The following is a 16,033-nucleotide window of genomic DNA, read 5'->3' on the forward strand; positions in this document are numbered from 1 at the left end:
TCTTCAATTTAAGTTTGGTTGCCAATTAAGGCGGCTCAATGAATTGCTGAATTAACTGCTGCAACTAAAAGTTGCTTTGGTCACTTCATCAGACATTGAAAATCAAAAATTGTTTTTGATGTTCGATGCTGTGAGTGCCCACACAGATTGCTTGATTCAAATTGTTAAAGAGCGTCACGCTTGTCGCGTTGAGGAGGCGCATATTACGCTTCTCACTTCGAAAGTCAAGCGATTGTTTTCGCTTTTCTTTCGGCGCCTGCTTCACAAGGAAGGTAGCTCATCAGTTTGGCGTGTTCCGCCGTGCTGGTAGGGGCGCATTATAGGGAGCCGCGCCGCGATGACAAGGGCTTTTTGCAAAAATGCGTTCGTTTGCTGAAAAAGCGAACTGAACGCCCCAAAACAGCCCCTTGGCATCTCTTTTACGCCGCTTTTTTGCTCAACTCTTCGCTTTGTGCCCGGATATAGTTGACCCAGCTGGTTGCCTTCTGTTGCCAGTTATCCTGCTGCTGCAGCTCACGGGCCAGTTCCAGCGCCTGGGCATACTGCTCCTTATTAAGGTGTGCCTGCACCAACAACGCTTTGGCACGATTGCCTTGCTCGCCTTTTACCGACTTGATGGCGGCGAGCTGGGTCATGGCAGCATCTGTCTTGCCCTGTTGCAGCAGCAGTTCGGCGGCGCGCATGGCCGCTTTGGGCTGACCATGCTGGTTGGCCAGCTGTTGCCAGCTATCGACCGCTTGTGACCACTCCCGGGCACCTTCCCACAATTGGGCCAGCAGTTGGCGATTTTCAGCACTTTGCTTCATCTGTCCCTTGGCCATGGCCGCTTCCAGCAGACGGGCACCACGATAAGGCAGCCCTTGCCAGGCATAGAGGCGGATCAGCTGATTGCGGGCAGACGCGTCATCCATCAGTTTTTTGTCGATGGCGGTCTGCAGCAATGCCAACGCCTGATCGCCCCGTTTGGCAGAGAGGTTGAGCGACACCGCCTGCTGCCACCATTTGCTCTCTTTGGGTTCGTGGCTGATCAACTCGACCGCCTGATCGGCCGCCACGCCATAACGTTGCTGAGCGGTGAGGGCGGAGAGACGAATAATGGCGGCCTGCTTCTGCCAACCCTTCTTCAACAACTGTTCGCTCTGGCTGGCGGCGTCACCGTACTGCTTGTTGTGGTAATAGAGGCCAGCCAGACGCAGGTGCAGCCCATCGTCTTGCTTGAGTGCCAGTGCCGCCTTGTAGCTGGCGATGGCACCAGACCAGTTGGATTGCTGGGCCTGAATATCGCCGCGCAGTCGCAGCAGCTGGAGCTGTTGTTGCTCGGGCCACTCTTTATAGGCAAGGGCCTGTTCGACATAACGGCTCGCCTGGGCGGTCTGTTGCAGATTGGCCGCCAGCGAGGCTTGCAGCTGCGCCAGCCAGGCACGCTCGGCATCGCTATTTGGCTTGAGGCCGGATGCCTTGCTCTGGGCTTGTTGCCAATGACCGGACTGATAGAGCTTCATCACGGGTTCAAGCTGACGGGAGAAGTGGGGGCTGACCTCCATCGCCAGACAGGCTTGGCCGACCAGGGCCAGCAGACAGATCCAGATCCGCAACATAGTTATGACTCCAGTTTGAATTTGAGCGTGATGACTTGCACCAGCTTGTCGGTGGCGCCCGGTCTCGGCTGATAGCGCCACTTGTTGATCGCCTGAATGGCCGCCCGCTCGAACTGACGCTTGGGCTTAGCCTCAATCACCTCAACATCCTGCACACCACCTTCGGCATTCACGCTAAAACGCAGGGTGACGAATCCTTCGATCCCTGACTGCTGGGCACGATAGGGGTAAACCGGCTCGATCCGTTGCAGCGGCATCAGCATGTCACCGGCGCCGATCCCTGCCCCTTGCTGCTGGCCGTGGTAGTTGCTACTCAAGACCGGCGCGGTACTGGTCGCCACACCGGGGGCATAAACCTGCACAGCGCTGAGGCTGGATACCAGATCCAGACTCGGCTCAACGGCCGCCAAGGGGGCCGCAGCGGGCATCGGCAGCGGTGTGGAGGCCAATGCGGCAGGAGGCTCTGGCAGAGGTTCGGGCTCCTGCGGCACCGGACGCTCGCGTACCTGCACCTCGGTCACCTCGTTCTGCATATTGATGACGATGGGCTTCTGTTCGCTCGCCACCTTCTCGCCCCGGGGCGGTTCAACCAGGGTAGCCATAAACAGCAGGATGCCCAGACTGAGGGCAATCCCCAGCCCCAGGCTCATCAGCTTGTATTTCATTTCGGTGCCACCGCCACGGCGATATTGGCGATACCCGCCGCCTTGGCCTCATCCATCACCCGCACCACCTTGCCGTGGGGCACCCGCTCGTCGGCCTGGATCACCAGGCTGGCATCGGGTTGCTCCGCCAGCAGACGGGCAATGGTGGCCTGTACCCGCTCCACATCGATCTGCTTGCGGTCGAGGAAGATCTGACCCTGAGCCCCGATCGCCAGCATGATGCTGGAGGATTTCTGCGCCTTGGCTTGACTGGCCTGGGGCCTGTGCACCTCGAGCCCGGCTTCACGCACGAAGGAGGTGGTGACAATAAAGAAGATCAGCATGATGAACACGATATCCAGCATGGGGGTCATGTCGATCTGCACTTCGTCACGCTGGCGTTTGGATTGCCGTCTCATTGCATTACCTTCTCTTCTCGCAGGCCGTCCCGGGTCTTGGCCAGCGCACGCTTGGCCTGACTCTCGAGCCGACTGAGTAACAACACGCCGGAGAGCGCCACCACCATGCCTGCCATGGTGGGAATAGTGGCGCGGGAGATCCCGCCCGCCATGCTCTCCGGGTTAAAGCGGTTGGCCGCAGCCAACGCATCAAATACGCCGATCATGCCGGTCACTGTGCCCAGCAACCCCAGCATGGGACAGAGCACCACCAGGGTGCGGATGAAGATCAGATGACGGTTCAGTTCCAGCTCTGCCTGCGCCAGCCAGCGGCTGCGGATTGCCCGGGCGTGCCAACTGTGGCGCTCGCTGCGGGCCTGCCAGCGGCCGAGCAGCTGTTGCTGCAAGGGGCCAAAACCCAGATTGAGGTAGAGCAGCCGCTCGATCATCAAAATCCACATCAGCACCAGCAGGGCCAAAATGACCCAGAGCACAGGGCCGCCACGGCCCATGAAACTCTGCAGCTGTTGCCAGATGTCGAGCATCATGCTGCTCGCTCCATCCCGCCGTTATTGCTCTCGGCGCGCTCAGCCAGAATGCCGGCTACTTGCTGCTCCAGCACATTGGAGAGCTCGGTGAAGCGTGATTGCAGCAGGCTGTGGGCCAGGATCAGCGGAATGGCCGCAACCAGACCCTGTACCGTGGTGACCAGCGCCATGGAGATGCCGCCCGCCATGATCTTGGGATCGCCGGTGCCAAACTGGGTGATGGCCTGGAAGGTGCCGATCATCCCGGTTACTGTACCGAGCAGACCCAGCATGGGGGCGATGGCCGCGATTACCTTGACCATGCCGATGCCGCGCTCCATGCGAGGAGTCTCCTGCAGGATCGCCTCATCAAGACGCAGCTCGAGGGTCTCCATGCTCAGCTCAGGGTGTTTGTCTGCCACCGTCAGCACCCGGCCGAGGGCGTTGTCGGCGTGATACTCGCCGCTCTTGAGCTGGCGACGCACCAGCGTGAGTTCGCGGGAGAGGCTCCACAACCGTACAGCCGCAATTCCCAGACCAATAGCAGCCAGCAGCACGATAATGGCGCCAACCTGACCACCTTGTTGTACCTGCTGCCAGAAGGTGGGTGCCTGTGCCAACATCGCCAGCAGAGTGCCATGAGAAGGATCCAGCGGCAGCGCTTCCCCTTCCTGACCCTGATAAGCCGCAACGGCAGAGAGCACGCTACCGGGCAGACCCAGTACCGGGCTCAAGCCTTCGGCGGTCGGTTGCAGGAAGCCCTCGCTCCCCAGCAGGGCAAAGCTGCCTGCCCGGGTCAGCGACTGCTCGCTGGCAGCCCCCTGGGCATCGAGCACCTTGCCGTTGAACTGGGCAATCCGGCCAGATTCACGGATCTCCTGCAGCAGCGTGGTGGGTAGAAGGGCGAGGGCGGCGCGATCCGGCACCTGTTTATCCTGTGCCATGGCTTTCAGCGGGGCGAGACGCTCCGGGTACTGGCCCTCGACGGCGGATTCGCTCAGCAGCTTGACCGCATCGCTGGCGCCCTGACGGGTGACCGCGAAGATCTCGTTCATGTCGCCGGAGGCTTGCTCCCACTGGGCGTTGAGCTCGACCAGCTGCTTCTCGTTGCTGGCGAACTTGCCGGCCAGCTCCTTGCTCAAGCGCTGAGCCTCGGCCAGTCTGGCGCGGGCAGTGCCGAGCTCCCTGGCAACGGTCGCCAGATCTTGCTGAGCCTGCTGTTCACGAGCCTGTTCCTGCTGCTGCCACTCATCGGCGACAGCGGCGTTGGTACCGCAGGAGAGAGCAATAAGGAGGGGGAACCACTTCATGGTGACTCTCATGATTGGGCCTCCTGACTACGGCTGACAGAGAGGGGGACATTGAGCAACTGGGGAACTTTCTTGTCGGCGGCCACATCCATCGCCTCGGCGATAGGGGAGAGCCACTGGCTGTCGAGGGCTTGCCACTGCTTCGCCTCGGCAGACCAGCGCCATGCCTGACTGCGATCGGCCGTCATTGCCAGCAGGGAGACCCGCCCCAGCGCCAGCACATCAACCCGACGCGGAGCACCATCCAGCTCCAGCTCGGCGGAATAGCTGTCCATCCGGCTGCCGTATTCGGCTTCGATCTGATAGGCCTGCAGCAACTGACGGAATTTCTCTGCCTCGCTAACGTCTGCGCGAGCCAGGGTCGCTTTCAACTGTTCAACCCGCGCCAAACGATCTTCCTTGCGCAGCGGAATGTCATTTTGCACCAGCTGTTCCAGATCTGCCTGCATCTGCAACATCAGCGGGATCAAGCCCTGACGGGTCTCTTGCACCGCTTCCAGCTGCTGGCTCAATTTACCCAGCTCATTTTGCTGATCGGCCACCAGAGATTGCATGTAGCGGTTGTAGGCTTCGAGGTCACGCAGTTGCAGCTGGGCATTTTGCAGCTCCAGTCGTGCGGCAACGGCGGCATCGGCGGCTTTTTCCACCCGCTGCTGGGAGGCTTTCCCGGCAGCTATGCTGTTCTTGAGGGCGGGAGCAACCAGCTCATCCCCGATGGCAGCAAAGTGGACTGACAGTGGCAGCAGGGCCACACCCCATAATTTGTTCATTGAAATACATCTTACTAATGATAACTATTATCATTATCTCAAATGCAGGGCGGACTGGCAACGAGAGGATTTTCTTGGCCTTTATGCACAAAAAAAGGATAATTTTTAAGCACGCACGGAATAAGTGGCGCCAATAGCCACCGCACAAATATAAATAACGATAAAAAATCTTTTCGATCAGTGTGATAGAGATCGAAAAAGGAGAAAGTAATGCTCAACGATGCGATCTGGGAACATATCGACAAGTTCACCAAGGCAACAAAAACCAGCGATATCCAGCAACTGCTGGAGCGCTTCAGTCATCAAATGGGCTTCGATTACTTTCGGCTGCTGATTATTTTCCCCATCAGCATGCAAAAATCCCACGTGGCACTGTTCAACAACTGTCCGACCACCTGGTTTGACGCCTACAGCGAAAACCAGTATCTGACCCAGGATCCGGTGGTCTATCTGGGGCTGAAACAGACCCAGCCGATCTTCTGGAACAAGCTCGACTGCGACTCGCCCTGGCTGCCCAGTGCCAGCCGCGACGTGATGAACCTGGCCGCCGATTTCGGGGTACGCAATGGCGTCTCCTTTCCGCTGCACACCCCGCAGGGGGAGCACGGCATTCTCTCATTCATCACCAAGGATAAATCCAACTCCGACCTGATGTTTGAAAATGTCCCGCTGCTGTCTTTCTGCGCCAGCTATATCTTCAACTCCGCGCTGCAACTGATCAAAAGCAGACCGGATATGATGAAGTACCTGACCGAACTGTCGGATCGGGAGAAGGAGTGCCTGTTCTGGGCCAGCGAGGGCAAGACCTCCTGGGAGATCGCCACCATCCTCGGCATCAGTGAGCGGACGGTCAACTTCCACCTGACCCAGGTGACCAACAAGACCGACTCGAAGAACCGCAGTCAGGCCATCGCCAAAGGGATCACCAGCGGCATCATAGTGCCCTCCCTAGACGAGGTCACCATCACCAACCTGCGGCTGTCGTAACCCCTCAGCCGAAACAAAAAGAGCCGCAATTGCGGCTCTTTTTAATTTGAGAGAGTGACTTACTCGACGGTCACCGATTTTGCCAGGTTGCGCGGCTGGTCCACGTCGGTGCCCTTGATCAGGGCAACGTGGTAGGAGAGCAGCTGCAGCGGCACGGTATAGACGATGGGGGCGATCACCTCTTCCACATGGTTGAGGTTCATGACCCGCATGGTCTCGTCGCTCTTGAAGCCGGTGTCGGCATCGGCGAACACGTAGAGGATACCGCCACGGGCGCGCACCTCTTCCACGTTGGACTTGAGCTTCTCCAGCAGATCGTTGTTCGGCGCCACCACAATGATGGGCATCTCGGCATCGATCAGCGCCAGCGGGCCGTGCTTCAGCTCGCCAGCGGCGTAGGCTTCGGCGTGGATGTAGGAGATCTCTTTGAGCTTGAGCGCCCCTTCCATGGCGATGGGGTACTGGCTGCCACGACCGAGGAACAGGCTGTGCTGCTTGTCGGCAAACTCTTCGGCCAGGGTTTCAATATCCTTGGCCAGCGCCAGACTCTCTTTAATACGCAGCGGCAGGGCTTGCAGCGCCTTGACCAGTTCAGCCTCGGCGGCGGCGCTCAGGTGGCCACGGCAGTGACCGACGGAGGCCACCAGCATCAGCAGGCCAGCCAGCTGGGTGGTGAACGCCTTGGTGGAGGCCACTCCAATTTCTGCCCCCGCGCGGGTCATAAAGGCCAGATCCGATTCACGCACCAGCGAGGAGCCCGGCACGTTACAGATAGCCAGCGAGCTCATGTAGCCGGATTCCTTGGCCAGACGCAGGGCGGCCAGGGTATCGGCGGTCTCGCCACTCTGGGAGAGGGTCACCAGCAGGCTGTTGGGGCGCACTACCGACTTGCGATAGCGGAACTCGGAGGCGATCTCTACATCGCAGGAGACGCCAGCAATCTCTTCGAACCAGTAGCGGGCCACCATGCCGGAGTGATAGGAGGTACCGCAGGCAACGATCTGCACGTGCTCGACCTTGCCAAAGATGGCGCGCGCGCCGTTGCCGAACGATTCGACCACCACGTGATCGCAGCCCAGACGCCCTTCCAGAGTGTTGGTGATCGCTTTGGGTTGCTCGTGGATCTCCTTGAGCATGTAGTGACGGTATTCACCCTTGTCACCGGCATCGTGGGAGAGCTCGGACTCCTGCTCTTCGCGCACCACAGCGTTGCCGTTGGTATCGAAGATCTGCACATCGCGACGGGTCACTTCGGCCACATCACCCTCTTCCAGGAAGATGAAACGGCGGGTCACCGGCAGCAGCGCCATCTGGTCGGAGGCGATAAAGTTCTCGCCGATACCGCGGCCGATCACCAGCGGTGAACCGGAGCGGGCCACCACCACGCGGCTGTCGTCGCGGCTGTCCATCACCACGGTACCGTAGGCACCGCGCAGCTGCTTCACCGCAGTCTGCATGGCGGCCAGCAGGCTACCGGCGCTCTTCAGCTCGTGATGGACCAGATGGGCAATCACCTCGGTATCGGTGTCGGAGCTGAACACATAACCCAGCGCCTTCAACTCTTCCCGCAGCTCTTCGTGGTTCTCGATGATGCCGTTGTGTACCACCACGATATGCTCGGAGACGTGGGGGTGGGCATTGCGCTCGGAAGGCTCGCCGTGAGTGGCCCAGCGGGTATGGGCGATGCCGGTACCACCATGGACGGACTGCTCGTCGAGCGCCTTGGCCAGCTCGGCCACCTTGCCCAGACGGCGAACCCGCTGCAACGGCTGGTTGGCGCTGAACACGGCCACACCGGCTGAGTCATAACCGCGGTACTCCAGACGGCGCAGGCCCTCTACCAGAATTTCAGCCACATCACGTTGGGCAACAGCCCCGACGATGCCACACATACACTTCTCCTTGAGATGCAAATCGTAAAGTCAGTTGGATGGTTCAGAGCTCGATGTCAGCAAGTGACCGGGGCGCAGATAAGCGTCACCCCCTGGGCTTGAATCTGTTCTCTGGCCTCGCTGGCCAGCCCCTCGTCGGTCACCAGGGTATGGATGCTCGACCAGGGAAGTTCGAGATTGGGGATCTTGCGGCCGATCTTTTCCGATTCGACCATCACAATAACCTCCCGCGACACCTCGGCCATGACCCGCGACAGGCCCACCAGCTCGTTGAAGGTGGTGGTGCCACGCTCTGGGTCGATGCCGTCGGCACCGATAAATAGCTGGTCGAAGTCGTAGGATCGCAACACCTGTTCTGCCACCTGCCCCTGGAAGGATTCGGAGTGAGGGTCCCAAGTGCCACCGGTCATTAACAGGGTAGGCTCATTTTCCAGCTCGCGCAGGGCACCGGCCACATTGAGGGAGTTGGTCATCACGATAAGGCCGCGCTTGTTGCCCAGCATGGGGATCATGGCGCTGGTGGTGCTGCCACTGTCGATGATGACGCGGTTGTGATCACGCAGCCGCTCGGCCGCCGCACGGGCAATGGCTAACTTTCGGTTCGAAACTTGTTCAGGGTTGGCCTCGACCACCATCTCGCTCGGCAAGGGGACTGCACCACCGTAACGGCGCAGCAGCAGACCACCGGTCTCCAGTACGGCCAGATCTTTACGGATAGTCACTTCGGAGGTAGAAAAGTGTTTGGCGAGGGCGTCGACGCTCACTTCACCCTGCTCTTGTACCAGGGTCACTATGGTGTGTCGGCGTTGTTGAGTATTACGTTTGGTCATTTTTAAGTTTTGATTCGAAAGAACATCGAAATATTAGCCCCTTTTTCGGAAAAATAAAACAGCAAATAGGATCCGATTTGGTTCGATGCCAGAATGGGGTGCCAATTTGCGACGAGGATGCCATGCAAAAGAGAGTCATCTGGCTGGTGGAGGATGAGGCCAGCATCGCCGACACCCTGATTTACGCCCTGCAGACCGACGGGTTCGAGGTGGAGTGGTTCATGCTGGGCCAACAGTTGCTGACACGACTGGAACAGACGCGACCCGACTTCCTGATCCTCGATGTGGGGCTGCCCGACATCAGCGGCTTCGAACTCTGCAAGCAGGTGAGGGCGCTGACCGATATCCCCCTGATGTTCCTCACCGCCCGCAGCGAGGAGATAGACCGGCTGATCGGACTGGAGATCGGTGCCGACGACTATGTGGCCAAACCCTTCTCGCCACGGGAAGTGTGTGCCCGGGTGCGGGTCATCCTGCGCCGCAGCCAGCCCGTCGCCCCCCAGCCCAGCGCCCTGCTGGTACTGGATGAGGAGCGGGCCCGCATTCACTTTCGCGGCCAGCCGCTGGCCCTCACCCGCTACGAATATCTGCTGCTCAAGACCCTGATGCTGGCGCCGGGGCGGGTCTACTCCCGCCAGCAGCTGATGGATCTGGTGTGGCAGGATGCGGAGGAGAGTCTGGATCGCACCGTCGATACCCACATCAAGACCATCCGCGCCAAGCTGCGCGAACATGATCCAGAAGCCAACCTGATCCTCACCCATCGCGGGCTGGGCTACAGCCTGGAGCTGGCATGAGACTCGGACTGCAACTGCTGTGCGGCCTGCTGCTGATCTTCGCGCTGGCCGCCTGGTTCGTGCTGGAGATCTTCGTCGAGGAGATCAAACCCGGGGTGCGCAGCGCCACCGAGGATACTCTGGTAGACATGACCCAGCTGCTGGCACCGCTGGCGCTCGATGATCTGAAAGAGGGCAATATGATGAACGGGCGGTTGGCCAGCGCCTTCGCCCGCCTCAACCAGAATCCCATCAATGCGATGATCGACGGCCACCTCAAGCAGCAGGCGGAGTACCGCATCTATGTCACTGACCAGAAGGGTATGGTGATTTACGACTCCGACGGCACGGATCTGGGCAAGGATTATTCCCGATGGAACGATGTCTACCGCACCCTGCGCGGCCAATATGGCGCCCGCAGCACCCGCACCGATCCCGACGATGCCGCCAGCTCGACCATGTATGTGGCAGCGCCGCTGCGGGAGGGGGCCGAGATCATCGGCTCCCTCACCGTCGCCAAACCCAATCGCACCCTGATGCCCGCCATTGAGCGGGGGGAACAGGAGCTGCTGCGGGCAGGCGGCCAGATGCTGCTCATCTCGCTGCTGATCGGCAGCCTGCTGGTGTGGTGGCTCAACCGCGCCATCGGCAAGCTGGTGCACTACGCCGACTCGGTCAGCAAGGGGGAGGCGGCACCGCTGCCACGGCTGCACACCGTCGAACTGGATCGGCTCGGCCGCTCGCTGGAGACCATGCGCCACCAGCTCGATGGCAAAAGCTACATCGAAGCCTATGTGCACAGCCTGACCCACGAGCTGAAGAGCCCGCTGGCCGCCATTCGCGGGGCAGGGGAAATTTTGGCCGAAACGCCGCCCCCCGAAGTTGCCAAACGCTTTATCGGCAACATCAATCTGGAAACCGCCCGCATGCAGCAGCTGATCGAGCGAATGCTGCAACTGGCGCGGCTGGAGTCGGGGCAGGGGCTGGATCGCCAGTCGGTGGAACCGGCAAAACTGGGCAAGCGCACCCTCGACGCCCGCCAGATCATCGCCCAGCGCCGTCAGGTCGAGTTGGTGGCCGAGCTGGCCAGCGCGCCGAAACAGAAGTGGGATCCGCTGCTGGTGGAGCAGGCCATCGGCAACCTGCTGGATAACGCCATCGACTTCTCTCCCGCCTACGGGCAGGTCACCCTGAGCGGCAGCCAGCAGGAGGAGGGCTACTGTTTTCGGGTCACCGACAGCGGCCCCGGCATTCCCGACTACGCCCTGCCGCGCATCTTCGAGCGCTTCTACTCCCTGCCACGACCGGACAAGGGCAAGAGCAGTGGTCTGGGGCTCAGCTTCGCCCATGAGGTGGCCCACCAGCATGGCGGCCGTCTGACCCTGAGCAACCGGCCAGAGGGAGGCGCGCTGGCGGAACTCTGGCTGCCATTCACTTAGTCCCCCCGCAACTTCACATTCCCCACACAAAGCGGCATTAGACTGCCGCTTTCTCTCATCCATTTGCTCAAGGAAATGCTATGTCCCGCCTGCTTCTCTCCAGCCTGCTGGCTGCCGGTCTGCTCGCAGCCCTGCCTGCCTCCGCCGCCAGCGGCTGCTTTCTCTATGCTGACGGCAACGGCCAGACCCTCTCCAGCGAAGGGGACTGCTCCAGCCAGCTACCGCCCGCGTCCACCTTCAAGATCCCGCTGGCGCTGATGGGTTACGACAGCGGCTATCTGGTGGATGAAGAGCATCCGGCACTGCCCTACAAGCCGAACTACGATGGCTGGCTGCCCGCCTGGCGCGAAACCACTACCCCGCGCCGCTGGGAAACCTACTCGGTGGTCTGGTTTTCCCAGCAGCTCACCGAATGGCTGGGGATGGAGCGCTTCCAGCAATATGTCGACCGCTTCGACTACGGCAATCGGGATCTCTCCGGTAATCCGGGCAAACATGACGGCCTGACCCAGGCTTGGCTCAGCTCCAGCCTCGCCATCAGTCCGGAGGAGCAGGCCCGCTTCCTCGGCAAGATGCTGAGCGGCAAGCTTCCTGTCTCGGCGCAGACCCTGCAGTACACCGCCAATATCCTCAAGGTGAGCGAGATCGACGGCTGGCAGATCCACGGCAAAACCGGCATGGGCTACCCGAAGAAGCTGGATGGCAGCCTCAACCGCGATCAGCAGATCGGCTGGTTCGTCGGATGGGCCAGCAAACCGGGCAAGCAACTGATCTTCGTCCATACCGTGATGCAAAAGCCCGGCAAGCAGTTCGCCTCCCTCAAGGCGAAAGAAGAGGTGCTGGCCGCCCTGCCTGCACAACTTAAAAAGCAGTGATCTCGCTTCCCGCCAGATAAACCCCGATAACCACGGTCAGCCCACCAGCGACGGGCTGACCGCCATTCGTAAACGAGACAAAAATGAAATTATTTCTATTGCTGCTCTGGCTTCCGGCCAGCATGGCGCTGGCTGCCTGTGATCTCTCCGACCGCCTGACACGGCAGGGAGAAGTCATCCATGATCGGCTAAACCACCTCGAATGGCAGGCGTGCAGCCTGGGCAGCGAGTGGCAGAAAGGGAAAGGCTGCGTGGGCACACCGGCCCTGCTGACGCTGCTTGAAGCCAAAGATGAAGCGGCCCGCCTGGGCGAGGGGTGGCGACTCCCCACCATCGAGGAGCTCTTCACCCTGCTCGACGAAAATTGCCGGACGCCGATGACAGACCCGCGCTTCTTCTCCGATATCCATGACAACGGGGAAAATTCAGCCCCCTACTGGACCTCCAGCTCCATCGAGGAGATGCCGGAACTGATCTATTACATCGATTTTATGCACGGGCTCATCGACGGCCACACCGATCGTTTCGCGCAAGCCGCCCGGTTGGTGCGCTCCCGCCCCTGAAGAATCCCACGGCGCCTGATGACGCCGTTTTTCAACAGTTCACCGCCACTTCACACAGACCCATCACCACTTCACACCGGACTGACAGACTCACTCCATCAAACAAGGAGACGTGTCATGGTCAAACAGATATTCACCCACAAGATCTTTCTGCTGCTGTTGCTCAGCCTGCTGTTGATGGTGCCGGTGCAATCCATCATGGAGCTGAACCGGGAGCGTCAGGCTTACCGCAGTCAGGCCATTCACAGCATCATGGCCAGCAGCAGCGGCCCGCAACGACTGATGGGGCCCATTATCGTGCAGCCCTATACCCGTTCGGTGACGGTCGAGCAGGAGGGCAAGCGCTTCGTCCGTCAGGAGCAGATCTACCGCTACCTGCTGCCGGAGCAGTTGGATATCAAGGCCAACATGGAGGTCACCCCGCGCAAGCTGGGCATCTATCAGGCGCAGGTCTACCAGACCCGGCTCTCCCTCTCCGGCCGTTTGCCGACAGCCGCTCAACTACAAGAGAGCGCGCCGCTCGCCGGGGATGACGAGCTGGTGGCAGGTAAACCCTACCTGAGTCTGGTGCTCTCCGATGCCCGCGGCATCAACAGCGTGCCCGAGTTGCAGCTAGGCAAGCAGCGCACCCCCTTTGCTCCGGGTGCTCGCCTCGGCAGCACCCAGGCCGGGATCCATGCTCCTCTCGACAGCCTGCCGCAACAGGATGGCACCTTCCATCTGGAGCTCAATCTGCAGGGGATGAACGAGCTGGAAGTGGTGCCGCTCGGCCGGGAAAGCAAGCTGCAGCTGGCCGGCAACTGGCCCCACCCCAACTTTATCGGTGACTTCCTGCCGGCCAGTCGCAGCCTCAATCAGGAGGGGTTCAGCGCCAGCTGGCAGACCAGCTGGTTCGCCACCGATATGGAGAGCCGCTTCAATCGGGCGATGAACGGCGGGGAGGGTGTGTTGCCTACCTTCAGCGTCAGTCTGGTGCAACCGGTGGATCACTATCAGCTCAACGAGCGGGCGGCCAAGTATGCCCTGCTCTTCATCGGCCTTACCTTTATCAGCTTCTTCATGTTCGAGCTGCTCAAGGGGCTGCGGGTTCACCCGATCCAGTACGCGCTGGTGGGCATGGGGCTGGCCATCTTCTATCTGGTGCTACTGGCCCTGACCGAACACCTCGGCTTTGGCTGGGCCTATCTGGTGGCCTCGCTAGCCAGCGTGCTGCTCAACGGCTTCTACCTCAGTCATGTGCTGGGTGGCCCGAAGCAGGGGATCGGCTTTGCTGCGCTGCTCGGGCTGGTCTATGCCATTCTCTACAGCCTGCTGCAGGCCGAAGAGATAGCTCTGCTGCTCGGCGCCCTGCTGCTGTTCGCCACCCTGGCGCTGATCATGCTGCTGACCCGCAAGCTCGACTGGTATCAGGTGATGGACTACAGCGCACCCGCGACCACATGGGCGGCCCCCCAGTCATCGACCAGTGACACCAACCATCAGTCATAAGCCAAAAAAAACCGGCGCCATCAGGCGCCGGTTCTATTTTATTGATCGGGCATCACTTCTTCTTGACCGGACGAGCCCAGTTTTTGATGTGACGCTGGGGCACCCGGGTGATCACCAACTCGTTCTCGGCCACATCCTTGGTGATGGTAGAACCCGCCCCCAGAGTCGCCCCCTTGCCGATGCGCACTGGCGCCACCAGCTGGGTATCGGAACCGACAAACACATCATCCTCGATGATGGTCTGGAATTTGTTCACCCCGTCGTAGTTGCAGGTGATGGTACCGGCACCAATATTCACCTTTGCGCCCACCTCGGCATCCCCCAGATAGGTCAGATGACCACACTTGGAGCCAACCCCCAGACGGGCCTTCTTCATCTCGACGAAGTTGCCAACATGCGCATCCTGCTCGAGCACAGCCCCCGGGCGTAGACGGGCAAACGGGCCGACCGAACACTGATCTGCCACCTGAGCCCCTTCAACGATGGAGTAGGGCTTCACTTCAGTGTGATCGCCGATCACGCAATCCTTCAGCACGGCACCGGCACCGATACGAACATGGTTGCCGAGGGTTACCTTGCCTTCGATGATGACGTTGACATCGATCACCACCTCTTCACCGATCTCGAGGGTTCCGCGCAGATCGAAGCGGGCCGGGTCGATCAGGGTAGCACCGGCGATCATCAGCTTCTCGGCCTGCATCTGCTGGTAGCTGCGCTCAAGGGCAGCCAGCTGCACCCGGTTGTTGGCCCCTTCCACCTCGGCGGCACGCTCCGGATGGACCGCTGCGATCGGGCAGCCATCGCCGTGCGCCATGGCGATCACGTCGGTCAGGTAGAACTCACCCTGGGCATTCTTGTTGTCCAAGCGGGAGAGCCAGCTGCGCAACTGACCGCCGTTGGCCACCAGCACGCCGGTGTTCACTTCGCGGATGGTCAGTTGCTCGGCGTTGGCATCTTTCTGTTCGACGATGCCGACCACCTGACCGTTTTCACGGACGATGCGGCCATAGCCGGTGGGGTTGTCCAGCACCACAGTCAGCAGCGCCATGCCATCGCTTGCCTTGGCAGCCAGCAGTCGTTGCAGGGTCTCTGGCTGGATCAGCGGGGTATCGCCGTAGAGCACCAGCACATCGTCTTCATCCTTCCAAAACGGGATGGCCTGGGCGACGGCGTGACCGGTCCCCAGCTGTTGCGCCTGCAGCACCCAGTTGACATCGGCCGCCACGATCCGCTCTTTCAGCAGTTCGGCACCGTGCCCATAGACCAGATGCAGCTGCTCGGCACCGACCTGACGTGCAGTATCGATCACATGGGAAACCATGGGTTTGTTGGCTACCGGGTGGAGTACCTTGGGCAGGGAAGAGCGCATGCGGGTACCTTTACCCGCCGCCAAGATCACGACGTTGAGGGACATAAATTGGCCTTTGGAACATGAGAAATACTCGGCGGAGTCTATCCAACGGGTAAAAAAAAAGCGACCCGAAGGTCGCTTTTTACATCACCGTTATTAGCGGTAATTCTTTTTGACGATATCGATGACTCGCAGTTGAGCCATCGCCTTGGCCAGCTCGGTGGCGGCCTGGGCGTAGTCGATATCACCATGGGAGCTGTGGATCCGCTCTTCGGCTGCGCGCTTGGCTTCCTGGGCTTTCGCCTCATCCAAGTCGTCAGCACGAATCGCAGTGTCCGCCAGCACGGTCACGGATTCAGGTTGTACTTCCAGCATACCGCCGGAGATGTACAGCACCTCTTCAGTTCCGTTCTGCTTCACCAAGCGGACCAGGCCCGGCTTGATGGCAGTCAGCAACGGAGCATGACCGTGGCGGAGACCCAACTCACCTTCGGAGCCTGATACCTGAGCGGATTGCACGCGACCGGAAAACAGTTTTCCTTCGGCGCTCACCACGTCCAGGTGAAAGGAGATCATCTCTGCCAT

16 protein-coding genes are annotated in these 16,033 nt (G+C 60.2%); 6 read left to right on the top strand and 10 right to left on the bottom strand.

Annotated elements, in window-relative coordinates; genetic code table 11:
• Positions 1 to 419: 419 nt before the first annotated feature.
• Genes AACR14_RS05815 through AACR14_RS05840 form a run of 6 tightly spaced genes read right to left on the bottom strand, consistent with a single transcriptional unit; the run spans position 420 to position 5,247 of the window.
• On the bottom strand, positions 420 to 1,598 hold the full coding sequence (locus AACR14_RS05815; RefSeq protein ID WP_019445497.1) for a hypothetical protein: 1,179 nt from the start codon (positions 1,596 to 1,598) through the stop codon (positions 420 to 422).
• Positions 1,599 to 1,600: 2 nt separating this feature from the next.
• A complete protein-coding gene (locus AACR14_RS05820) occupies positions 1,601 to 2,263 on the bottom strand; it encodes an energy transducer TonB (protein ID WP_019445498.1) in 663 nt (220 codons plus the stop codon).
• Positions 2,260 to 2,661: an ExbD/TolR family protein gene (locus tag AACR14_RS05825; protein WP_005339369.1), complete on the bottom strand. Its 402-nt coding sequence runs from the start codon at positions 2,659 to 2,661 to the stop codon at positions 2,260 to 2,262. Before AACR14_RS05825 ends, AACR14_RS05820 begins: the two co-directional genes overlap by 4 nt.
• Positions 2,658 to 3,188, bottom strand: a complete 531-nt coding sequence (locus AACR14_RS05830; protein WP_005339367.1) for a MotA/TolQ/ExbB proton channel family protein — start codon at positions 3,186 to 3,188, stop codon at positions 2,658 to 2,660. The genes AACR14_RS05825 and AACR14_RS05830 overlap by 4 nt, the downstream gene beginning before the upstream one ends.
• Entirely contained in the window at positions 3,185 to 4,489 is a 1,305-nt protein-coding gene (locus AACR14_RS05835) for a MotA/TolQ/ExbB proton channel family protein (RefSeq protein ID WP_019445499.1), read from the bottom strand. Before AACR14_RS05835 ends, AACR14_RS05830 begins: the two co-directional genes overlap by 4 nt.
• On the bottom strand, positions 4,486 to 5,247 hold the full coding sequence (locus AACR14_RS05840) for a DUF3450 domain-containing protein (protein ID WP_005357258.1): 762 nt from the start codon (positions 5,245 to 5,247) through the stop codon (positions 4,486 to 4,488). The genes AACR14_RS05835 and AACR14_RS05840 overlap by 4 nt, the downstream gene beginning before the upstream one ends.
• 210 nt (positions 5,248 to 5,457) lie before the next feature.
• On the opposite strand from AACR14_RS05840, the gene AACR14_RS05845 reads away from it, so the two are divergent.
• The gene (locus AACR14_RS05845) at positions 5,458 to 6,234 is read left to right on the top strand and encodes a helix-turn-helix transcriptional regulator (RefSeq protein WP_005339360.1); all 777 of its coding nucleotides are present in this window, start codon (positions 5,458 to 5,460) and stop codon (positions 6,232 to 6,234) included.
• Positions 6,235 to 6,293: 59 nt separating this feature from the next.
• Here the strand turns inward: AACR14_RS05845 and glmS are convergent, their stop codons facing one another.
• The gene (gene glmS, locus AACR14_RS05850; protein ID WP_019445500.1) at positions 6,294 to 8,126 is read right to left on the bottom strand and encodes a glutamine--fructose-6-phosphate transaminase (isomerizing); all 1,833 of its coding nucleotides are present in this window, start codon (positions 8,124 to 8,126) and stop codon (positions 6,294 to 6,296) included.
• Between the two features lie 56 nt (positions 8,127 to 8,182).
• Positions 8,183 to 8,956, bottom strand: coding sequence for a DeoR/GlpR family DNA-binding transcription regulator (locus tag AACR14_RS05855; RefSeq protein ID WP_005339356.1), 774 nt, complete (start codon positions 8,954 to 8,956; stop codon positions 8,183 to 8,185).
• Positions 8,957 to 9,078: 122 nt separating this feature from the next.
• Here AACR14_RS05855 and blrA point away from each other — a divergent pair, with 122 nt between their 5' ends.
• The 5 genes from blrA to creD all read left to right on the top strand — a co-directional run bounded on the left by blrA (position 9,079) and on the right by creD (position 14,097).
• Positions 9,079 to 9,753 carry a beta-lactam response regulator transcription factor BlrA gene (blrA, locus tag AACR14_RS05860; RefSeq protein ID WP_013724228.1) on the top strand — a complete coding sequence of 225 codons (675 nt, stop codon included), beginning with the start codon at positions 9,079 to 9,081 and terminating at the stop codon, positions 9,751 to 9,753.
• Positions 9,750 to 11,171: a beta-lactam sensor histidine kinase BlrB gene (gene blrB, locus AACR14_RS05865; protein WP_019445501.1), complete on the top strand. Its 1,422-nt coding sequence runs from the start codon at positions 9,750 to 9,752 to the stop codon at positions 11,169 to 11,171. The genes blrA and blrB overlap by 4 nt, the downstream gene beginning before the upstream one ends.
• Before the next feature lie 80 nt (positions 11,172 to 11,251).
• The gene (gene blaOXA, locus AACR14_RS05870; RefSeq protein ID WP_019445502.1) at positions 11,252 to 12,046 is read left to right on the top strand and encodes an OXA-12 family class D beta-lactamase; all 795 of its coding nucleotides are present in this window, start codon (positions 11,252 to 11,254) and stop codon (positions 12,044 to 12,046) included.
• An 83-nt stretch (positions 12,047 to 12,129) separates the two neighbouring features.
• Complete coding sequence (locus tag AACR14_RS05875; RefSeq protein ID WP_026034948.1) at positions 12,130 to 12,609, top strand: Lcl C-terminal domain-containing protein; 480 nt, start codon at positions 12,130 to 12,132, stop codon at positions 12,607 to 12,609.
• A gap of 117 nt (positions 12,610 to 12,726) precedes the next feature.
• Entirely contained in the window at positions 12,727 to 14,097 is a 1,371-nt protein-coding gene (creD, locus tag AACR14_RS05880) for a cell envelope integrity protein CreD (protein ID WP_019445504.1), read from the top strand.
• 52 nt (positions 14,098 to 14,149) lie between these two features.
• Here creD and glmU read toward each other — a convergent pair whose 3' ends face one another.
• Both glmU and AACR14_RS05890 read right to left on the bottom strand, forming a co-directional pair.
• Entirely contained in the window at positions 14,150 to 15,511 is a 1,362-nt protein-coding gene (glmU, locus tag AACR14_RS05885; protein ID WP_019445505.1) for a bifunctional UDP-N-acetylglucosamine diphosphorylase/glucosamine-1-phosphate N-acetyltransferase GlmU, read from the bottom strand.
• A 93-nt stretch (positions 15,512 to 15,604) separates the two neighbouring features.
• Positions 15,605 to 16,033: a F0F1 ATP synthase subunit epsilon gene (locus tag AACR14_RS05890; RefSeq protein WP_005339345.1), complete on the bottom strand. Its 429-nt coding sequence runs from the start codon at positions 16,031 to 16,033 to the stop codon at positions 15,605 to 15,607.

It is taken from the genome of Aeromonas sp. 159 (genome assembly GCF_963862045.1).
GTDB classification, from domain to species: Bacteria; Pseudomonadota; Gammaproteobacteria; order Enterobacterales; family Aeromonadaceae; genus Aeromonas; species Aeromonas veronii.

What these genes read in the sequence shown, in the direction of transcription:
- AACR14_RS05815 (WP_019445497.1), bottom strand. Translation starts at nt 1,598, where the DNA reads ATGTTGCGGATCTGGATCTGTCTGCTGGCCCTGGTCGGCCAAGCCTGT.
- AACR14_RS05820 (WP_019445498.1), bottom strand. Translation starts at nt 2,263, where the DNA reads ATGAAATACAAGCTGATGAGCCTGGGGCTGGGGATTGCCCTCAGTCTG.
- AACR14_RS05825 (WP_005339369.1), bottom strand. Translation starts at nt 2,661, where the DNA reads ATGAGACGGCAATCCAAACGCCAGCGTGACGAAGTGCAGATCGACATG.
- AACR14_RS05830 (WP_005339367.1), bottom strand. Translation starts at nt 3,188, where the DNA reads ATGATGCTCGACATCTGGCAACAGCTGCAGAGTTTCATGGGCCGTGGC.
- AACR14_RS05835 (WP_019445499.1), bottom strand. Translation starts at nt 4,489, where the DNA reads ATGAGAGTCACCATGAAGTGGTTCCCCCTCCTTATTGCTCTCTCCTGC.
- AACR14_RS05840 (WP_005357258.1), bottom strand. Translation starts at nt 5,247, where the DNA reads ATGAACAAATTATGGGGTGTGGCCCTGCTGCCACTGTCAGTCCACTTT.
- AACR14_RS05845 (WP_005339360.1), top strand. Translation starts at nt 5,458, where the DNA reads ATGCTCAACGATGCGATCTGGGAACATATCGACAAGTTCACCAAGGCA.
- glmS (WP_019445500.1), bottom strand. Translation starts at nt 8,126, where the DNA reads ATGTGTGGCATCGTCGGGGCTGTTGCCCAACGTGATGTGGCTGAAATT.
- AACR14_RS05855 (WP_005339356.1), bottom strand. Translation starts at nt 8,956, where the DNA reads ATGACCAAACGTAATACTCAACAACGCCGACACACCATAGTGACCCTG.
- blrA (WP_013724228.1), top strand. Translation starts at nt 9,079, where the DNA reads ATGCAAAAGAGAGTCATCTGGCTGGTGGAGGATGAGGCCAGCATCGCC.
- blrB (WP_019445501.1), top strand. Translation starts at nt 9,750, where the DNA reads ATGAGACTCGGACTGCAACTGCTGTGCGGCCTGCTGCTGATCTTCGCG.
- blaOXA (WP_019445502.1), top strand. Translation starts at nt 11,252, where the DNA reads ATGTCCCGCCTGCTTCTCTCCAGCCTGCTGGCTGCCGGTCTGCTCGCA.
- AACR14_RS05875 (WP_026034948.1), top strand. Translation starts at nt 12,130, where the DNA reads ATGAAATTATTTCTATTGCTGCTCTGGCTTCCGGCCAGCATGGCGCTG.
- creD (WP_019445504.1), top strand. Translation starts at nt 12,727, where the DNA reads ATGGTCAAACAGATATTCACCCACAAGATCTTTCTGCTGCTGTTGCTC.
- glmU (WP_019445505.1), bottom strand. Translation starts at nt 15,511, where the DNA reads ATGTCCCTCAACGTCGTGATCTTGGCGGCGGGTAAAGGTACCCGCATG.
- AACR14_RS05890 (WP_005339345.1), bottom strand. Translation starts at nt 16,033, where the DNA reads ATGGCAGAGATGATCTCCTTTCACCTGGACGTGGTGAGCGCCGAAGGA.